The sequence below is a fragment of the Streptomyces sp. NPDC058663 genome, from assembly GCF_042716745.1.
GTDB lineage: Bacteria > Actinomycetota > Actinomycetes > Streptomycetales > Streptomycetaceae > Streptomyces.
The window spans coordinates 1-14,831 of the sequence record NZ_JBHXRV010000016.1 but is presented as its reverse complement, the minus strand read 5'-3'; the positions used below and the strand labels follow the sequence as shown (position 1 = coordinate 14,831).

Here is a 14,831-nt window from a genome sequence, read left to right as displayed (position 1 = left end):
GGGGGTGTGCGGGGGCCGGTGCCGACACCCTTGACAGTGCGTGGGGGGCCGTCAACGCTGGCAGGCGGGAGGTGACGCCGTGCCCACTGCCCGGGAAGCCCTGCTCGACGCCGCCGCCGCGTCGCTCGCGCTGCGGGCGTGGTCCGCGGTGCGGATGGTCGACGTGGCCGCCACGGCCGGAGTGTCCCGGCAGACCCTCTACAACGAGTTCGGCAGCAAGGAGGGGCTCGCGCGGGCGCTGGTGCGCCGGGAGGCGGACGGCTTCTTCGCGGGCGTCGACCGGGTGCTAGGGGAGCGCGCGGGGACGGACACCGACCGGCTGGTGGGGGTCGCCGAGTGGATGGTACGGGCGGCGCGGGCCGATCCACTGGTGCGGGCGCTGCTGACCGGGTGCTGGCCGGAGCGGCTGCCCTCGGGGCGGGCGGCGCGGGCGGCTTCGGCACCGGGCGCGGGAGCCGCCCAGCGGCGCGCCGACCGGGGCGTACCGGGAGCCGCGGACGTGGTGGCGGAGGTACGGGAGCGGGTGGCGGCGGGCGTCCAGGGGCAGTGGCCCGTCGAAATGGTGGTGCGGGTGGCGGTGTCGTGGGTGGTGGGCCCGGGGCAGGGCGGCGACGTGGGGGAGTTCCTGCGGGGAGTGCTGGGGAAGTGGGGTGGGGGCCTCGGCGCGGGCGGCACTGAGGGGGCGTGACCGGCCGCGACCGGTGAGGCGGGCGTGCTCGGCCGCGGCCACCGGCGCCGGGCACCGCGCGGGCGGGCCCCAATGCGACGCGCGGACGGGCCGTAGTGCGACGCGCGGGCGGGTTCCAATGCGACGCGCGAGCGGGCCCTAGTGCGAGGAGCCCGAGAGCTGGAGGCCGATGACGCCGATGATCACCAGGGAGATCGAGACCAGCTTCAGCGTCGAGACCACGTCGTCCAGGAAGATCATCCCGTAGATCGCCGTACCCGCCGCACCGATGCCCGTCCACACCGCGTACGCCGGGCCCACGTCCAGCTTCTTCAGGGACAGCGTCAGCAGGCCGAAGCTGCCCAGGGCGAAGGCCCCGAAGGCGATCGTCGGCCAGAGTCTGGTGAAGCCGTGCGAGAGCTTGAGACAGACGGCGAAGCCGGTCTCCAGGATTCCCGCCACCACCACTAGCAGCCACGCCATTGAGTGCCTCCCGTGTCAGCCCGCGTCGGTGGCTGCTTCGTGTCGCTCGGTGTGAGTATGCCTTTACCAGAGGGACGCCGGAGCAAACGCGTTCGGTTCAGTCCCCCTCGCGCCTTTCCCGGGTGGCCAGCAGCCGCCGCAGCGATACCAGCCGGGCCGGGTCCGCGTGTCCGTCCGCCACCCACTTGTCGAGGGCGCACTCCTTCTCGGTCTCGTCGTGCGTGCACCCGCGCGGGCACTGCTCCGTCCCCGGCATCAGGTCGGAGAAGGCGTTGATGACGCGCGAGGGGTCGACGTGGTGCAGGCCGAAGGACCGGACGCCCGGGGTGTCGATCACCCAGCCGGCGTCGCCCGCCAGGGGGAGCGCGAGCGCGGAGGTGGTGGTGTGCCTGCCGCGCCCGGTGACCGCGTTGACATGACCCGTCGTGCGCCGCTTGTCCTTGGGCACCAGAGTGTTGACCAGCGTGGTCTTGCCGACACCGGAGTGCCCGACGAAGGCCGTGATCTTGCCGTCCAGATGGTCGCGGACGACGTCGCTCGCCGCCCCGTTCTCCAGCTCCTCGCGACTGGTGACGACGTACGGCACGCCCAGCGGCACGTACATCTCCAGCAGTGCGTCGGCGGACGCCAGGTCGGACTTGGTGAGGACCAGGAGCGGGGTCAGACCGCCGTCGTACGCCGCCACCAGACAGCGGTCGATCATCCGGGGGCGGGGCTCCGGGTCGGCCAGCGCGGTGACGATGGCGAGCTGGTCGGCGTTGGCGACGACGACCCGCTCGAAGGGATCGTCGTCGTCGGCGGTGCGGCGCAGGACGGAGGCGCGCGGTTCGATGCGCACGATGCGGGCCAGCGTGTCCTTGGTGCCCGAGAGATCGCCGACGATCATCACCCGGTCGCCGACCACCGCGGCCTTGCGGCCCAGTTCGCGGGCCTTCATCGCCATCACGTGCCGGCCCTCGACGAGGCAGGTCAGCCGGCCCCGGTCCACGGTGAGGACCATGCCCTCCTGGGCGTCCTCGTGCTTGGGCCTGATGTGGGTGCGGGGGCGGTTGCCCTTGCGGTTGGGGCGGACGCGGATGTCGTCCTCGTCGGGGTTCTTGCCGTAGCGGCGCATGGTCCTCGCCCGGCCGTCAGTTGCCCGCGAGCATGTCGGACCACATGACGGGGAAGTCGGGCAGCGTCTTGGCGGTCGTCCCCACGTTCTCGATGCGCACGTCCTTCACCGCCAGACCGATGATCGACCCCGCGGTGGCCATGCGGTGGTCGTCGTAGGTGTGGAAGGTGCCGCCGTGCAGCGTGCGCGGCCGGATGTGCAGGCCGTCGGCGGTCTCGGTGACGTCGCCGCCGAGCTCGTTGATCTCCTTGGTGAGCGCGGCGAGCCGGTCCGTCTCGTGCAGGCGGAGGTGGGCGACCCCGCGCAGGGTGGACGGGGAGTCGGCCAGGGCGGCCACGGCGGCGATGCCCGGGGTCAGCTCGCCGACCTCGCTCAGGTCCCAGTCGATGCCGTGGACGGTGCCCGTACCGGTGAAGGTCAGCCCGCGCTCGGTCAGTTCGCAGGAGCCGCCCATCGCGGTGAAGATCTCCCGCAGCGCGTCACCCGGCTGGGTGGTGTACTCCGGCCAGTCGGGGACCGTCACCCGGCCGCCCGTGATCAGGGCGGCGGCGAGGAACGGCTGCGCGTTGGACAGGTCGGGCTCGACGGTCAGGTCGCGGCCGAGCAGGGCGCCGGGGGTGACCCGCCATACGTTCGCCTCGCCGCCGGACTCGGGGGTGTCGACCTGGGCGCCGATCGCGCGCAGCATGTCGACGGTCATCCGGATGTGCGGCATGGAGGGCAGCGTGGGGCCGGTGTGACGTACTTCCACACCCTGGTTGAAGCGGGGTGCGGACAGCAGCAGCGCGCTCACGAACTGCGAGGACGAGGACGCGTCGATCTCGACCCGGCCGCCGTCCAGGGCACCGCTGCCGAAGACGGTGAGGGGCAGCGCGCCCCGGCTGTTGTCGTCGATACGGGCGCCGAGGGTGCGCAGCGCCGTGATGACCGCGCCCAGCGGGCGCTCGTAGGACCGCGGGTCGCCGTCGAAGCGGATGGGGCCGTCCGCGAGGGCGGCCACCGGCGGCAGGAAGCGCATGACCGTACCCGCGTTGCCGACGTCGACGGTGGCCGGGCCGCGCAGGCCGCGGGGAAGGACGCGCCAGGCCTCGCCGGAACCGTCGGGGCCCACCCCCTCCTCGATGCCGACGCCCATCGCGCGCAGCGCCTGGACCATCAGCAGGGTGTCGCGCGAACGCAGCGGGCGGCGCAGCCAGCCCGGCTCGGCGGCGAGCGAGGCCAGGACCAGTGCCCGGTTGGTGACCGACTTGGAGCCGGGCACGGTGACCGTCGCGTCGACGGCCCCGGTCGCGTAGGGGGCGGGCCAGAGGGCGGGGTGCACGGCGCTTTCGGTCATGGCCTTCACTTTAGTGGCTCCCCTTGGCGCCTCCCCACTGCGAGACCACCCCCTGGCGGCTTCCCACGGCGAGACCTCCCTCTGGCGGCCTCCCACTGCGAGACCTCCGGGCCCCCGCTCACAGACCGAGCAGCCAGCGGCCCCCGCCGAGCAGCGCGCACACCGAGACGACGTGGAACATCAGCAGCCACATCAGCGGCGGTACATGGGTGAGCCGGGCCAGCTGGTCCGCGTCGGAGTCGGGCGCACCGCCGTGCCGCCGCTTGGACTGGAGCTCGAAGGCCGGCCGTACCCCGCCGAGCAGCAGGAACCACACGGCCGTGTACGCGAAACCGGCCTGCACCTCGGGTCCTGTCAACCAGGACACCAGGAGGAATGCGGCACCCGTGAGGACCACGGTCAGCACGCCGTACGCGTTGCGGATCATCACCAGCATCACCAGGAGCAGCGCCGTCGCCAGCCACAGGAACAGCGTGATGTGGTCCGCGGCCAGCAGCCACGCGCCGCCGAGCCCGAGCAGTGGCGGCGCCGTGTACCCCGCGGCCGCGGTCAGGATCATGCCGATGCCGGTCGGCTTGCCCCGGCTGACCGTGAGACCACTGGTGTCCGAGTGCAGCCTGATGCCGGTGAGGGTGCGGCCGGTGAGCAGGGCTATCAGCCCGTGGCCGCCCTCGTGGGCAATGGTGATCGCGTTGCGGGACAGCCGCCACAACGGGTGCGGCACCACGGCCAGCAGTGCCAGCGCGGCCGTCGCGTACAGCAGCCAGGTCTGCGGGTCGGGCTGGGTGCCGGTCAGCCGGTCCCACAGGGAGCCGAGGTCGGACGCGGCGAGGAGGAAGCCGTGGGAGGCGCCGGTATTGAGGGTGTCCATTTTTCGGGCGGCTCCTTGAACGCGGTACGGGCGTGGCAGTGTGACAAGTATGTGTGGACGGTTTGCGACGAGCCGGGGGGCGGAAGACCTCGCCGGGCTCTTCGAGGTGCAGAAGTGGGATCCGGCCGAGAGCTTCGTGCCGGACTGGAACGTGGCGCCGACGAAGTCCGTGCCGGTGATTCTGGAACGTCCTGTGAAGGACGCAGCGGATCCCCGTCCGGTTCGGCAGCTGCGGAGCCTGCGGTGGGGGCTGGTGCCGTCGTGGGCCAAGTCACCCGACGGGGCGGCGCGGATGATCAATGCCAGGGCGGAGACGGTGCACGAGAAGCCGTCCTTCCGGCGGGCGTTCGCCGCGCGGCGCTGCATCCTGCCCGCCGACGGCTATTACGAGTGGGTGACCGGGGCCGCGGAGCGGGACCTGGAGGAGGAGGGCAAGAAGAAGCGTGCCCGCAAGCAGCCGTACTTCGTGACCCCCGCGGGCGGCGAGGTGATGGCCATGGCCGGGATCTACGAGTTCTGGCGGGACGCCACCCTGCCGGACGAGCACGAACTTGCCTGGTGGGTGACGTGCTCGGTCATCACCACCGAGGCGGAGACGACACCGCTGGCGGGCGGCCCCGCGGGCGAGGGCGGGCCCGCGTCCCTGGCGGAGATCCACCCCCGGATGCCACTCGTCCTGACCCCGGACAAGTGGGCGGCCTGGCTGGACCCCGCGCTCACCGACCCACAGGAGGCACGCGAACTGCTGGTGCCGCCCGCACCGGGCCTGGTACGGGCCTACCCGGTGGGGACGGCGGTCAGCAACGTCCGCAACAACGGGCCCGAGCTGGTGGGGGAGTTGGCGGGACCGGAGGTCGGCACGCTGTTCTGAGGACGGGGCGCGGCCACGGCGCTGCCCCGCCCGCACGCCGGGACCCCGGCCGGCCCGCCGGAGGGTTCCCGGCGGGCTGCCGGAGGGTTCCCCGGCGGGCCGCCGCCCGTCCGTGCGGACGCGCACCGCAGGATGGGCGCATGAGCCGAGTGGAGAGTGTGGAGACCGGGGCCGGGGAGGCCCGGGTGCATTGGTACCCGGCGGAGCGGGCGTGGGCCGTGCTCGCGCTCGGGCACGGGGCCGGGGGCGGGGTCGAGGCCCGCGACCTCCAGGCGCTGGCCGCGGCGCTGCCCGGGGACGGGGTGAGCGTGGCGCTGGTGGAACAGCCCTGGCGGGTGGCCGGGAAGAAGTTGGCACCCGCACCGAAGACGCTCGACGCCGGATGGCGGGCGGTGTGGCCCGCCCTGGCGAAACCCGGCCTGCCGGTCTTCGCCGGGGGCCGCAGCGCCGGAGCCAGGGTCGCCTGCCGGACCGCGAGGGAACTCGGCGCCACCGGCGTACTCGCCCTGAGCTTCCCGCTGCACCCTCCGGGCAAGCCCGAGAAGTCCCGCGTCGACGAACTCACCGGGGCGGGCGTGCCCACCCTCGTCGTCCAGGGCGGCAACGACCCCTTCGGCCGGCCCGCCGAGTTCCCGGCCGACGCGGACTTCGCGCTGACGGAAGTGCCCTACGGCGACCACGGGTTCGCGGTGCCCAAACGGGCGGAGAGCAGCCAGGACGAAGCCCTCCGGGTGATTACCACCCGAGTGCGCGAGTGGCTCGGGAGCCACAAGGGGCGCTGAGCGCATGGCGGAGGGCCGGGAATGCCGACGCGCGGTCCGCTGTTGTCGCCTGCGTCCGACGTAGAAATGAGAGGGAGTTCGCCGCATGGGTTCCACCATCTGCCCGCGCCGCCCGCAAGCCTCTGACCTGGAGTGGACGGTGCTTTCCGCGGCGAAGACCGTACCCGCTCAGGCAGCGGGGAAGCAGGGTGGTCGTCTATCCTCCGAGTCGAGCGGGTCCGCATTCGGACTCGCCACGGCGCTGAAGGAGGTGGGTCCGGTCACTGGGACCGACGCAGGGACCGAAGCCGGCCACGCGGAGGAGACCACCGCCGAGCGCAACGCGCGCTTCGAGCGGGACGCGCTGGGCTTCCTCGACCAGATGTACTCCGCCGCGCTGCGCATGACGCGCAACCCGGCGGACGCGGAAGACCTGGTGCAGGAGACGTACGCGAAGGCGTACGGGTCCTTCCACCAGTTCCGCGAGGGGACCAATCTCAAGGCCTGGCTCTACCGGATTCTCACCAACACGTTCATCAACTCCTACCGGAAGAAGCAGCGCGAGCCGCTGCGCAGCGCTTCCGAGGAGATCGAGGACTGGCAGCTGGCGCGCGCCGAGTCGCACATGTCGACCGGTCTGCGCTCCGCCGAGTCGCAGGCGCTCGACCACCTGCCCGACTCGGACGTGAAGTCCGCGCTGCAGGCCATCCCGGAGGAATTCCGGATCGCCGTGTACCTCGCGGATGTCGAGGGGTTTGCCTACAAGGAAATCGCGGACATCATGGGGACACCGATCGGGACGGTCATGTCCCGGCTGCACCGGGGACGCCGCCAGCTGCGCGGCATGCTGGAGGACTACGCCCGCGAGCGCGGTCTGGTGCCGGCCGGTGCCGGAGCAGCGTCCGGGGAGTCGAACGACGCGAAAGGCTCGGGCTCATGAGCTGCGGAGATCCGCACGAGACGGACTGCTCTGAGGTGCTCGACCATCTCTACGAGTTCCTCGACAAAGAGATGCCGGACGGCGAGTGCACCAAGTTCGAGGAGCACTTCGAGGAGTGCTCCCCGTGCCTGGAGAAGTACGGCCTGGAGCAGGCCGTGAAGAAGCTCGTCAAGCGGTGCTGCGGCTCCGACGACGTACCGGTCGACCTGCGGTCCAAGGTGATGGGGCGGATCGACCTGATCAGGGCCGGGCAGGCCGTGCCCGAGCAGGACGTGACCGCGCCCGACCTTCTCGCACCGCCCGCCGAGGCTGCCCCGGTCGCGGCGAACGAGCAGGCGAAGAAGTAGCACCAGCAGGCGAAGAACAGCAGAAGCAGGCGAAGCAGCAGCGGAAGCAAGCGAAGCAGCAGCGGAAGCAGGCGAAGCAGCAGAAGCCGGCGAAGAAGCAGGCGAGCACCAGCTCGCAGCAGTACCAAGGCCGTTGGTTCCCCCTCCGTCGTCACTCGATGGGGGGAACCAGCGGCCTTCGCCCGTTCCGGCGCCCGGACCTCGCTAGCGTGGCGCACGATTTCGCGGCAGAGCCGCAGCGGAGCGGACCGAGCGGTTGCGGGGGATCAGGTGCGAGCCTTACCGGCGGGAGCACGGGCCTTTGTCCTGTGTGCCGTACTCGTCGCAGGCCTCGCCATCGCGGTCGGCCTCGGCCACACCCCCTGGGACGCGGTCGCCCTGCTGGCCGCCCTGTACGCCGCGTGCGAGCTGCTGCCCCGCTGCCGGCTGCTGCGGATCACGGTGCCCGCCGGGTCGGGGTCCTTCTTCCCCGTACCGCTCGCCGCCGTGTTCCTGCTGCCGCCGTCGGCCGCCGCGCTGGTCGCCGTACCGGGGGCGCTGCTCGGGCGGGTGACGCGGAAACCGGCCGGGGCGCGGCGGGTGTGGCGGGCCGCGGAGCTCGCCCTCGCGGTGTGGGCCGGGGCGTGGCTGTGGGGGGTGCTGGGCGGGCCGGGGGAGGGCGGCGGCGTGCCCGGGTTCCCGGATGCGCTGCTGCCCGCGGGAGCCGCCGTGGCGGGGTTCTGCGCCGTACTGACGCTGCTCGACGGCGGCATCCTGGTGGCCGCCGAACGGATGCCGGTACGGACGGCCTGGCGCGGCCTGTTCGTCCGCTCGCTGGCCCCGCACGGCGTGCACGGGCTCGCCGGACTGATGATGGCCGTCCTGTGGCACAGCCCGTACGGACCCCCGGCCGCCCTCTTCGTACTCCTGCCGATGTACCTCTCCTGCTGGGCCTTCGCCCAGTACCAGCGGGAGCACGACGCCCACCAGACCACCATCCGCGCCCTGGTCCAGGCCGTCGACCTCAAGGACCGCTACACCCGCGGCCACAGCGAAAGGGTCGGGCGGGCCTCCGCCATGATGGCCGCCGAGCTGGGCATGGACGAGCAGCGCAGGGAAGTGCTCAGGTTCGCCGGGATCCTGCACGACGTCGGCAAGCTGGGGGTGCCGACCCGGCTGCTCAGGAAGGACGGCCCGCTGACGCCCGAGGAGCGCCGGGTCATCGAACTCCATCCCGAGTACGGGCACGAAATGGTGCGGGGCATCGGCTTCCTCGGGGAGGCCAGGGCGGCGATCCTGCACCACCACGAACGCATGGACGGCAGCGGCTATCCGTACGGTCTCGCCGGGGACCGGATTCCGGAGTTCGCCCGGGTGGTGGCCGTCGCGGACGCCTTCGACGCGATGACGTCCACCCGCTCCTACCGGCGGGCCAGGCCGGTCGCGGCGGCCGTGACGGAACTGGAGCGGTGCGCTGGGACGCAGTTCGACCCCCGGATGGTGGCGGCGCTGGTGGCGGCACTGCGGCGGGAGGGGTGGCACCCGGCGGTGACGGCCGACGAGCACGGCCCACCCGCGCCGCCCAGGGGAAACGTGCCGCCCGCACCGCGCTCCGCCCCCGCCCCGCCCGCCGACCGCCCGCCCCTCCAAGAGGCCGAGCCCCCACGCAGGAAGGGCTGAAGCGACGTGGTGTTTCTCGTGCGGACGGTGGCCGTGCTGCTGGCCCTGGTCTCCGTGGCGGCCACGGCCTGGGAAGGGCCTGCCCAGCCGGGGATCGCGTTGGCCTTCGGGGCGCTGATCTGGCTCGGCGAGGCGGCCCATCGCGGCGGCGAGGCCGCACCGCTGGGCACCGCGGGCGCGCTCGCCTACGCGCTCCTGGGCCACTGCGCCGGGGAACCCAGCAGCCACGGCGTCCTCCAGGTGGTGGCCGTGACCGCACTGGCGCTCGCCGCCGGAGCCGTACCGCGCAGGCTGAGCCGGCCAGGACCCCCGGCACGGCGGCCCGGCAGACCCGCGGGACCCGCGGCACAGCGGCCCGGCAGAACCGCCGGATCCCCGGCACGGCGGCCCGGCAGAACCGCGGGACCCCCGGCGTGGGGGCCCACCGCGGACCGGACGGCGTGCCGGCTGCTCACCGTCGCGTTCGCGGCCGTGTGCTTCCAGCCCCTCTACAACTCCGGAGCGGTGGAGGAGCACATCGGGCAGGGAACCGGATTCGCCCTGCTCCTGGTGGTGCTCCTGGGGCTCGCCGGACTCTGCGACGCCGTACTCGGAGCAGCCGTCACCCGGGCAAGGACCGGGCACCCCTACGGTCCGCTGCTCCGCGACGAGCTGCGGGCGCTGCGCGGGATCGGCTCGGCGGTGTGTGCCAGCTCGGTGGTGATGGCACTGGCCGTCGCCGTGGTGGGGCTGTGGGCACTGGCGGTGTTCAGCGTGCCGCTGCTGCTCACCCAGCTGTCGTTCCGCCGGTACGCGGAGGTGCGCGACACCTACCGGCAGACCATCGCCTCACTCGCCCGAGCCACCGAGGTGGCCGGCTGCACCCGCCCGGGGCACGCCCGCCAGGTGGCCGAGCTCGCCGAGGCCGTGGGCCGCGAACTGGGGCTCTCCGGCAAGGAGTTGATGCTCCTGGAATACGCCGCACTGATGCACGACATCGGACAGCTCTCGCTCGTCGACCCCGTCCCCGGCGGCGCCACCGCCTCCCTCCCCGCCGAGGAACAGCGGCGCATCGCCCTGCTCGGCGGGGCCGTCGTCCGGCAGACCGGGGCGCCCGCGGCGGTCGCCGACGTGGTGGAGCGGCAGGCCGACCCGTACCGTGAGCAACCCCTCACCGCGCGCATTGTCCGCACCGTCAACGCGTACGTCGACCTGTCCGGGGAATGCGGGGGAGGGCTGGGCGGCCCCCTGAGCGCGCTCGAAAGGCTGCGCTCGGGCACGGGGTACGACTTCCAGAGCGAGGTCGTGGAATCCCTGGCCCGAGTCCTCAGGCGGGAGGGGTCCCGCACGCGGAGTCGCCCCGTCCCCACCTGGGTAACCAGTGGGTAATGAGCGGGCCTCCAGCCGGGCATGGTTGGATGCGAAGAGAGCCCCTGGCAGCCACGGCACAGCCCGTGGCAGGGCAGGGGAAGTGAGCCAACCGGCAGGCGGGAATCGTGAGGATCTTCGGGAAGGTACGGCATCGGCCCTCCGCCTCGTGGCGGCAGGCCACCGACCGCGCGTTCACGCTGATCGGCGACGGTCGGTACGAGGACGCGGGAGCGCTGCTGACGCGCGCGGCGGATCTCGAGCCATGGCTCTCGGAGTCCTGGTTCAATCTGGCGCTGCTGCACAAGTTCCGGCACGACTGGGACCAGGCGCGGGCCGCGGGACTGCGGGCCGTCGCACTGCTCGACCGCGAGGCGGGCGCCCCCGACTGGTGGAACGTCGGCATCGCCGCCACCGCGCTCCAGGACTGGCCGCTCGCGCGCCGGGCCTGGCAGGCGTACGGGCTCAAGGTGCCCGGCGCCCCCACCGAGAGCGGCGAACCGGTCGGCATGGAACTGGGCAGCGCCGCGGTGCGCCTGTCCCCGGAGGGAGAGGCGGAGGTGGTGTGGGGCCGCAGGCTGGACCCCGCGCGCATCGAGGTGCTGTCGATCCCGCTGCCGTCCTCCGGGCGGCGCTGGGGCGAGGTCGTCCTGCACGACGGCGTACCGCACGGGGAGCGGGTGACGGCGGCAGGGCCCTCCTTCCCCGTCTTCGACGAGATCGAGCTCTGGGCGCCCTCCCCGGTGCCGACCTGGGTGGTCCTCCTTGAGGCAGCCACCGAGGCCGACCGGGACGCCCTGGAGCGGCTGGCGGCCGACGCCGGATTCGCCGCCGAGGACTGGTCCTCGTCGGTACGGCTGCTGTGCCGGACCTGCTCCGAGTCGCGGATGCCCTCCGACGAGGGCGACGGTGAGCAGCACCTGGACCCGCACGACCACAGCGAACCGGGACACCCGGGACCGCTGGGCCACCGGACCAACGGCGACCTCTGGGTCCCCGAGCGGGAATGCGGCCTGGCCGCACCCCCCGGACTGGTGCGGGGCCTGCTCGACGGATGGGTCGCGGACAGCCCCGACAGCCGGGAATGGCGGGATCTCGAAGAGGTCTGCTGAGCGGCCGCGCCGGTGCCCGTAGGCTGTACGGGCACCGATTCCGGTGCGGCGAATCGGTTTTTGAGGAAGGCGTACGGCGGACATGTCGCAGCAGCAGCAGGTCGACGAGCAGGTCGGGAACGAGTTCGTCGTGGACACGGAGGACTGCGAGGCCCGTGAGCTGGCCTACCGCGAGCGCGGCACCGCCCGCCCGATCACGGTCGTCGGCAACCCGGTGCTGCACCGCGAGTGCAAGGACGTCACCGAGTTCGACGACAAGCTGGCCGCGCTGATCGACGACATGTTCGCCAGCCAGAAGGCCGCCGAGGGCGTGGGTCTGGCCGCCAACCAGATCGGCGTCGACCTCAAGGTCTTCGTGTACGACTGCCCCGACGACGACGGTGTCCGCCACACCGGCGTCGTGGTCAACCCGGTCCTCGACGAGCTGCCCGCGGAGCGCCGCGTGCTCGACGACTCCAACGAGGGCTGCCTCTCCGTCCCCACCGCCTACGCCGAGCTGGCCCGCCCCGACTACGCGGTCGTCCGCGGCCAGGACGCCGAGGGCAACCCGATCGCCGTCCAGGGCACCGGCTACTTCGCCCGCTGCCTCCAGCACGAGACGGACCACCTCTACGGCCGCCTCTACATCGACCGGCTCAGCAAGCGGGAGCGCAAGGCCGCCCTCAAGCAGATGGAAGAGGGCACGGCGCGCTACGAGACGGTCCCCAACGACCAGTAGCCGTAGTCGTGTACGGGAGTCACGCCGCCCGCGCCGGCTTGGCGGTGCTCATGCCGCCCGCGCCGGCCCCCTGAAGGTCCGGCGGTACGCGTGCGGGGTGGTGCCCAGCGTCCGCAGGAAGTGGTGGCGCAGCCCCGCCGCCGTACCGAAGCCCGACCGGTCCGCGACCGCGTCGATCGTCTCGTCCGTCGCCTCCAGCATCTGCTGCGCCAGCAGCACCCGTTGACGCAGCAGCCAGCGGTACGGGGTGGTGCCGGTCTCCTGCTGGAAGCGGCGGGCGAAGGTACGCGGCGACATATGGGCGCGGGCGGCCAACTGGTCGACGGTCAGCTCCAGTTCGAGGTTGCGCTCCATCCAGGCCAGTACCTCGCCGACCGTGTCGCAGCGCGCGTGCGTCAGCGGGCGCTCGATGTACTGGGCCTGGCCGCCGTCCCGGTGCGGCGGCACCACCATGCGCCGCGCGATGGTGTTCGCGACCTCCGGACCGTTCTCCTGGCGCACCAGGTGCAGGCAGGCGTCGATGCCGGCGGCGGTGCCGGCCGAGGTGATCACGCTGCCCTCGTCGACGTACAGCACGTCGGGCTCCAGCTTCGCCAGCGGGAAGCGCCGGGCCAGCTCGTCCACGTGCCGCCAGTGGGTGGTGCACCGCCGCCCGTCCAGCAGCCCCGCCGCACCCAGCACGAACGCCCCCGAGCAGACGCTCAGCACGCGGGCACCCCGCTCGACGCCCCGGCGCAGGGCCTCCAGCAGCGGTTCCGGATAGCTGCGCGCCTCGCAGTGCTGGTCGGCCGGGATGCAGATCAGGTCCGCCTCCTCCAGCCGGTCCAGCCCGTACGGGACGTTGATGGTGAACGACCCGGAGCGGGAAGCCAGTTCGCGCTGCTCGACGGCGCAGACCGCGAAGTCGTAGACGGGCAGGCCCTGGTCGCTGCGGTCGATGCCGAAGACCTCGCACAGCACGCCGAGTTCGAAGGGATTGACGCCGTCGACGAGCGCGACGGCCACGTTGTTCAGCATGCCACCAGTGTGGCAGTAATTCGATGCCCGATGACAGTCCTGCCACTCATCAATGTGCTTCCGGCGGACGAGAGTAGAGGCATGAACACAGACACCAGCACCTTCCTGAACCTGCTCACCGTCGCCTTCGTCTTCCTCCTCCTCGCCCTCCCGTCACTGATCGGCCACGCCAAGGACCTGCGCATCGACCGCCAGCTGCGCGACGCGGAGCGGGTGCCGCTGGGAGATCAGCCGACGGGCGAGAGCGTCACGTCGCAGAGTGCGTACCGCCTTGAGGCGTGAGGCGTACGGGAAGGGGCCCGCTCGGTTACGTCGAGCGGGCCCCCTCTCGCGCGAGGTGTGCCGAGGGCTTCAGGCAGTCGTGGCCTCGCCCTTGGGGAGCGCCAGGAAGGCATTCCAGGCCGCATTGCTGAAGGCGAGGACGGGGCCGGTGGGGGTCTTGGCGTCGCGGACGGGGACGATGCCGGGGAGATTGGGCGCAAATTCGAGGCAGTTGCCCTCGCTGCCGCCGCTGTAGCTGGACTTACGCCATGCCGGTGCTTCGGTGCTCATGCTCATATCCCTCTGCGATCTCCCTGATCATCTCCAGGGACTTCTCGTGCGACAGAGCGTCGCCTAGAGCCAGATCGTAGGAGGTCTGGCAGTGGAGTACCACCGCTTCCTCGTCGATGAGGTTTCCTGTGTGCAGCCCGTCGACGTATGCGGTGGGCGGCATGTCCTCGAACCACATGAGCGTGAGATTGCTCTCGACCAGTGCATGGCAACCCACGTCGAACGGGATGACGTGCACACGGACTCGGCACCGGTCCCCCAAGTCGGCGACATGCCGCAACTGCGCGCCCATGACGCCAGGTCCGCCCTGTGGACGCCGTAGCGCGGCCTCGTCCAGAAGCACGGTCATATGAGGCGTCAAAGGGTCTTCGAGGATGTGGGCCCGCTCCAGTCGCGCGGTGACCGCCTCTTCGAGCTTCTCCTTGCTCTTGACGGGAAAGTAGGCGCGGAACACCGCCCGCATGTACGCCTCGGTCTGCAACAGTCCCGGTATCAGCGTGAGGCCGAACTCCCTGATCATGCTGGCCTGGGACTCCATGTGCCAGGCCGCCTCGAAGTGCTTGGCCACCTTCCGCCGTTTCGCATCCGGCAGGAAGCGTACGAACACCCCTCCCGTTCGCAGTGCGTCGTCCAGCCGACGCGCGTCGCTCAGTGACGGGATGCGCCGCCCCGCCTCGATGTGCGCGATGTGGGTGTGGGTCATGAAGGCCAGCGCGGCAAGCTCCGCCTGGGTCAGCCCCGCCTGCTCGCGGCGGGCCTTCAGTTCGTCGCCGTAGGGGGTGCTGTTCCTGTGGGCCTGCGGTCCGGGCATCGCGTGCACCTCAACTCCCGTACGAGTCCAGCCGGGTGAGCGTCAAGGTACGGCGAAGGGCCCCCTCTCCGTGGGTGGAATGGCGGCATTCCACCCCATCCGGTGAAGGGGCCCTCAGGTGTGCGTACGGCCTAGTCTTCTGAGTCAGGAATTCTGTTCAGATATGAGGCGAGGCGTTCGAGGATCTCGTCCGCGGTCTTGGTCCAGATGTAGGGCCTGGGGTGG

Annotated in this window: 17 protein-coding genes; 10 read left to right on the top strand and 7 right to left on the bottom strand. The window is 72.0% G+C overall.

Annotated features, from left to right (window positions below; all coding sequences use genetic code 11):
- Positions 1-79 precede the first annotated feature (79 nt).
- Positions 80-688, top strand: a complete 609-nt coding sequence (locus ACFWVV_RS14125; protein ID WP_384358516.1) for a TetR/AcrR family transcriptional regulator — start codon at positions 80-82, stop codon at positions 686-688.
- Between the two features lie 138 nt (positions 689-826).
- Here the strand turns inward: ACFWVV_RS14125 and ACFWVV_RS14120 are convergent, their stop codons facing one another.
- From ACFWVV_RS14120 to ACFWVV_RS14105, 4 genes are all read right to left on the bottom strand, one after another.
- Positions 827-1,150 (bottom strand): DMT family transporter, encoded by a 324-nt coding sequence (locus tag ACFWVV_RS14120; RefSeq protein WP_384358514.1) that lies wholly within the window; start codon positions 1,148-1,150, stop codon positions 827-829.
- 97 nt (positions 1,151-1,247) lie between these two features.
- Positions 1,248-2,264 (bottom strand): ribosome small subunit-dependent GTPase A, encoded by a 1,017-nt coding sequence (gene rsgA, locus ACFWVV_RS14115; RefSeq protein WP_384358512.1) that lies wholly within the window; start codon positions 2,262-2,264, stop codon positions 1,248-1,250.
- 16 nt (positions 2,265-2,280) lie between these two features.
- Positions 2,281-3,600: a 3-phosphoshikimate 1-carboxyvinyltransferase gene (gene aroA, locus ACFWVV_RS14110; RefSeq protein WP_384358510.1), complete on the bottom strand. Its 1,320-nt coding sequence runs from the start codon at positions 3,598-3,600 to the stop codon at positions 2,281-2,283.
- A gap of 118 nt (positions 3,601-3,718) precedes the next feature.
- Positions 3,719-4,471, bottom strand: a complete 753-nt coding sequence (locus ACFWVV_RS14105) for a M50 family metallopeptidase (protein WP_384358508.1) — start codon at positions 4,469-4,471, stop codon at positions 3,719-3,721.
- Between the two features lie 49 nt (positions 4,472-4,520).
- Here ACFWVV_RS14105 and ACFWVV_RS14100 point away from each other — a divergent pair, with 49 nt between their 5' ends.
- The 8 genes from ACFWVV_RS14100 (at position 4,521) to def (ending at position 12,226) form a co-directional block, all read left to right on the top strand.
- The gene (locus ACFWVV_RS14100; RefSeq protein WP_384358506.1) at positions 4,521-5,342 is read left to right on the top strand and encodes an SOS response-associated peptidase; all 822 of its coding nucleotides are present in this window, start codon (positions 4,521-4,523) and stop codon (positions 5,340-5,342) included.
- 140 nt (positions 5,343-5,482) lie between these two features.
- Positions 5,483-6,124, top strand: a complete 642-nt coding sequence (locus ACFWVV_RS14095) for an alpha/beta family hydrolase (protein WP_384358504.1) — start codon at positions 5,483-5,485, stop codon at positions 6,122-6,124.
- A gap of 250 nt (positions 6,125-6,374) precedes the next feature.
- Positions 6,375-7,043 (top strand): sigma-70 family RNA polymerase sigma factor, encoded by a 669-nt coding sequence (locus tag ACFWVV_RS14090; protein ID WP_384358528.1) that lies wholly within the window; start codon positions 6,375-6,377, stop codon positions 7,041-7,043.
- Complete coding sequence (gene rsrA / locus ACFWVV_RS14085; protein ID WP_384358502.1) at positions 7,040-7,390, top strand: mycothiol system anti-sigma-R factor; 351 nt, start codon at positions 7,040-7,042, stop codon at positions 7,388-7,390. Before ACFWVV_RS14090 ends, rsrA begins: the two co-directional genes overlap by 4 nt.
- Before the next feature lie 270 nt (positions 7,391-7,660).
- A complete protein-coding gene (locus tag ACFWVV_RS14080; protein WP_384358501.1) occupies positions 7,661-9,049 on the top strand; it encodes an HD-GYP domain-containing protein in 1,389 nt (462 codons plus the stop codon).
- Between the two features lie 6 nt (positions 9,050-9,055).
- Positions 9,056-10,417, top strand: a complete 1,362-nt coding sequence (locus tag ACFWVV_RS14075) for an HD-GYP domain-containing protein (protein WP_384358499.1) — start codon at positions 9,056-9,058, stop codon at positions 10,415-10,417.
- A 107-nt stretch (positions 10,418-10,524) separates the two neighbouring features.
- Positions 10,525-11,508 carry a tetratricopeptide repeat protein gene (locus ACFWVV_RS14070; protein WP_384358497.1) on the top strand — a complete coding sequence of 328 codons (984 nt, stop codon included), beginning with the start codon at positions 10,525-10,527 and terminating at the stop codon, positions 11,506-11,508.
- An 82-nt stretch (positions 11,509-11,590) separates the two neighbouring features.
- Positions 11,591-12,226: a peptide deformylase gene (gene def / locus ACFWVV_RS14065; protein ID WP_384358495.1), complete on the top strand. Its 636-nt coding sequence runs from the start codon at positions 11,591-11,593 to the stop codon at positions 12,224-12,226.
- Positions 12,227-12,274: 48 nt separating this feature from the next.
- Here the strand turns inward: def and ACFWVV_RS14060 are convergent, their stop codons facing one another.
- Positions 12,275-13,243 (bottom strand): helix-turn-helix domain-containing protein, encoded by a 969-nt coding sequence (locus ACFWVV_RS14060; RefSeq protein ID WP_384358493.1) that lies wholly within the window; start codon positions 13,241-13,243, stop codon positions 12,275-12,277.
- Between the two features lie 81 nt (positions 13,244-13,324).
- On the opposite strand from ACFWVV_RS14060, the gene ACFWVV_RS14055 reads away from it, so the two are divergent.
- The gene (locus tag ACFWVV_RS14055) at positions 13,325-13,525 is read left to right on the top strand and encodes a hypothetical protein (RefSeq protein ID WP_384358491.1); all 201 of its coding nucleotides are present in this window, start codon (positions 13,325-13,327) and stop codon (positions 13,523-13,525) included.
- A gap of 69 nt (positions 13,526-13,594) precedes the next feature.
- Here the strand turns inward: ACFWVV_RS14055 and ACFWVV_RS14050 are convergent, their stop codons facing one another.
- Both ACFWVV_RS14050 and ACFWVV_RS14045 read right to left on the bottom strand, forming a co-directional pair.
- Positions 13,595-13,795 carry a DUF397 domain-containing protein gene (locus tag ACFWVV_RS14050; protein ID WP_384358489.1) on the bottom strand — a complete coding sequence of 67 codons (201 nt, stop codon included), beginning with the start codon at positions 13,793-13,795 and terminating at the stop codon, positions 13,595-13,597.
- Positions 13,767-14,606 carry a Scr1 family TA system antitoxin-like transcriptional regulator gene (locus tag ACFWVV_RS14045; protein ID WP_384358487.1) on the bottom strand — a complete coding sequence of 280 codons (840 nt, stop codon included), beginning with the start codon at positions 14,604-14,606 and terminating at the stop codon, positions 13,767-13,769. The genes ACFWVV_RS14050 and ACFWVV_RS14045 overlap by 29 nt, the downstream gene beginning before the upstream one ends.
- Between the last annotated feature and the right edge of the window lie 225 nt (positions 14,607-14,831).

Coding starts and splice junctions, on each gene's coding strand:
- aroA (WP_384358510.1), bottom strand. CDS start 3,600: ATGACCGAAAGCGCCGTGCACCCCGCCCTCTGGCCCGCCCCCTACGCG.
- rsgA (WP_384358512.1), bottom strand. CDS start 2,264: ATGCGCCGCTACGGCAAGAACCCCGACGAGGACGACATCCGCGTCCGC.
- rsrA (WP_384358502.1), top strand. CDS start 7,040: ATGAGCTGCGGAGATCCGCACGAGACGGACTGCTCTGAGGTGCTCGAC.
- ACFWVV_RS14050 (WP_384358489.1), bottom strand. CDS start 13,795: ATGAGCACCGAAGCACCGGCATGGCGTAAGTCCAGCTACAGCGGCGGC.
- ACFWVV_RS14095 (WP_384358504.1), top strand. CDS start 5,483: ATGAGCCGAGTGGAGAGTGTGGAGACCGGGGCCGGGGAGGCCCGGGTG.
- ACFWVV_RS14105 (WP_384358508.1), bottom strand. CDS start 4,471: ATGGACACCCTCAATACCGGCGCCTCCCACGGCTTCCTCCTCGCCGCG.
- ACFWVV_RS14100 (WP_384358506.1), top strand. CDS start 4,521: ATGTGTGGACGGTTTGCGACGAGCCGGGGGGCGGAAGACCTCGCCGGG.
- def (WP_384358495.1), top strand. CDS start 11,591: ATGTCGCAGCAGCAGCAGGTCGACGAGCAGGTCGGGAACGAGTTCGTC.
- ACFWVV_RS14060 (WP_384358493.1), bottom strand. CDS start 13,243: ATGCTGAACAACGTGGCCGTCGCGCTCGTCGACGGCGTCAATCCCTTC.
- ACFWVV_RS14055 (WP_384358491.1), top strand. CDS start 13,325: ATGAACACAGACACCAGCACCTTCCTGAACCTGCTCACCGTCGCCTTC.
- ACFWVV_RS14045 (WP_384358487.1), bottom strand. CDS start 14,606: ATGCCCGGACCGCAGGCCCACAGGAACAGCACCCCCTACGGCGACGAA.
- ACFWVV_RS14120 (WP_384358514.1), bottom strand. CDS start 1,150: ATGGCGTGGCTGCTAGTGGTGGTGGCGGGAATCCTGGAGACCGGCTTC.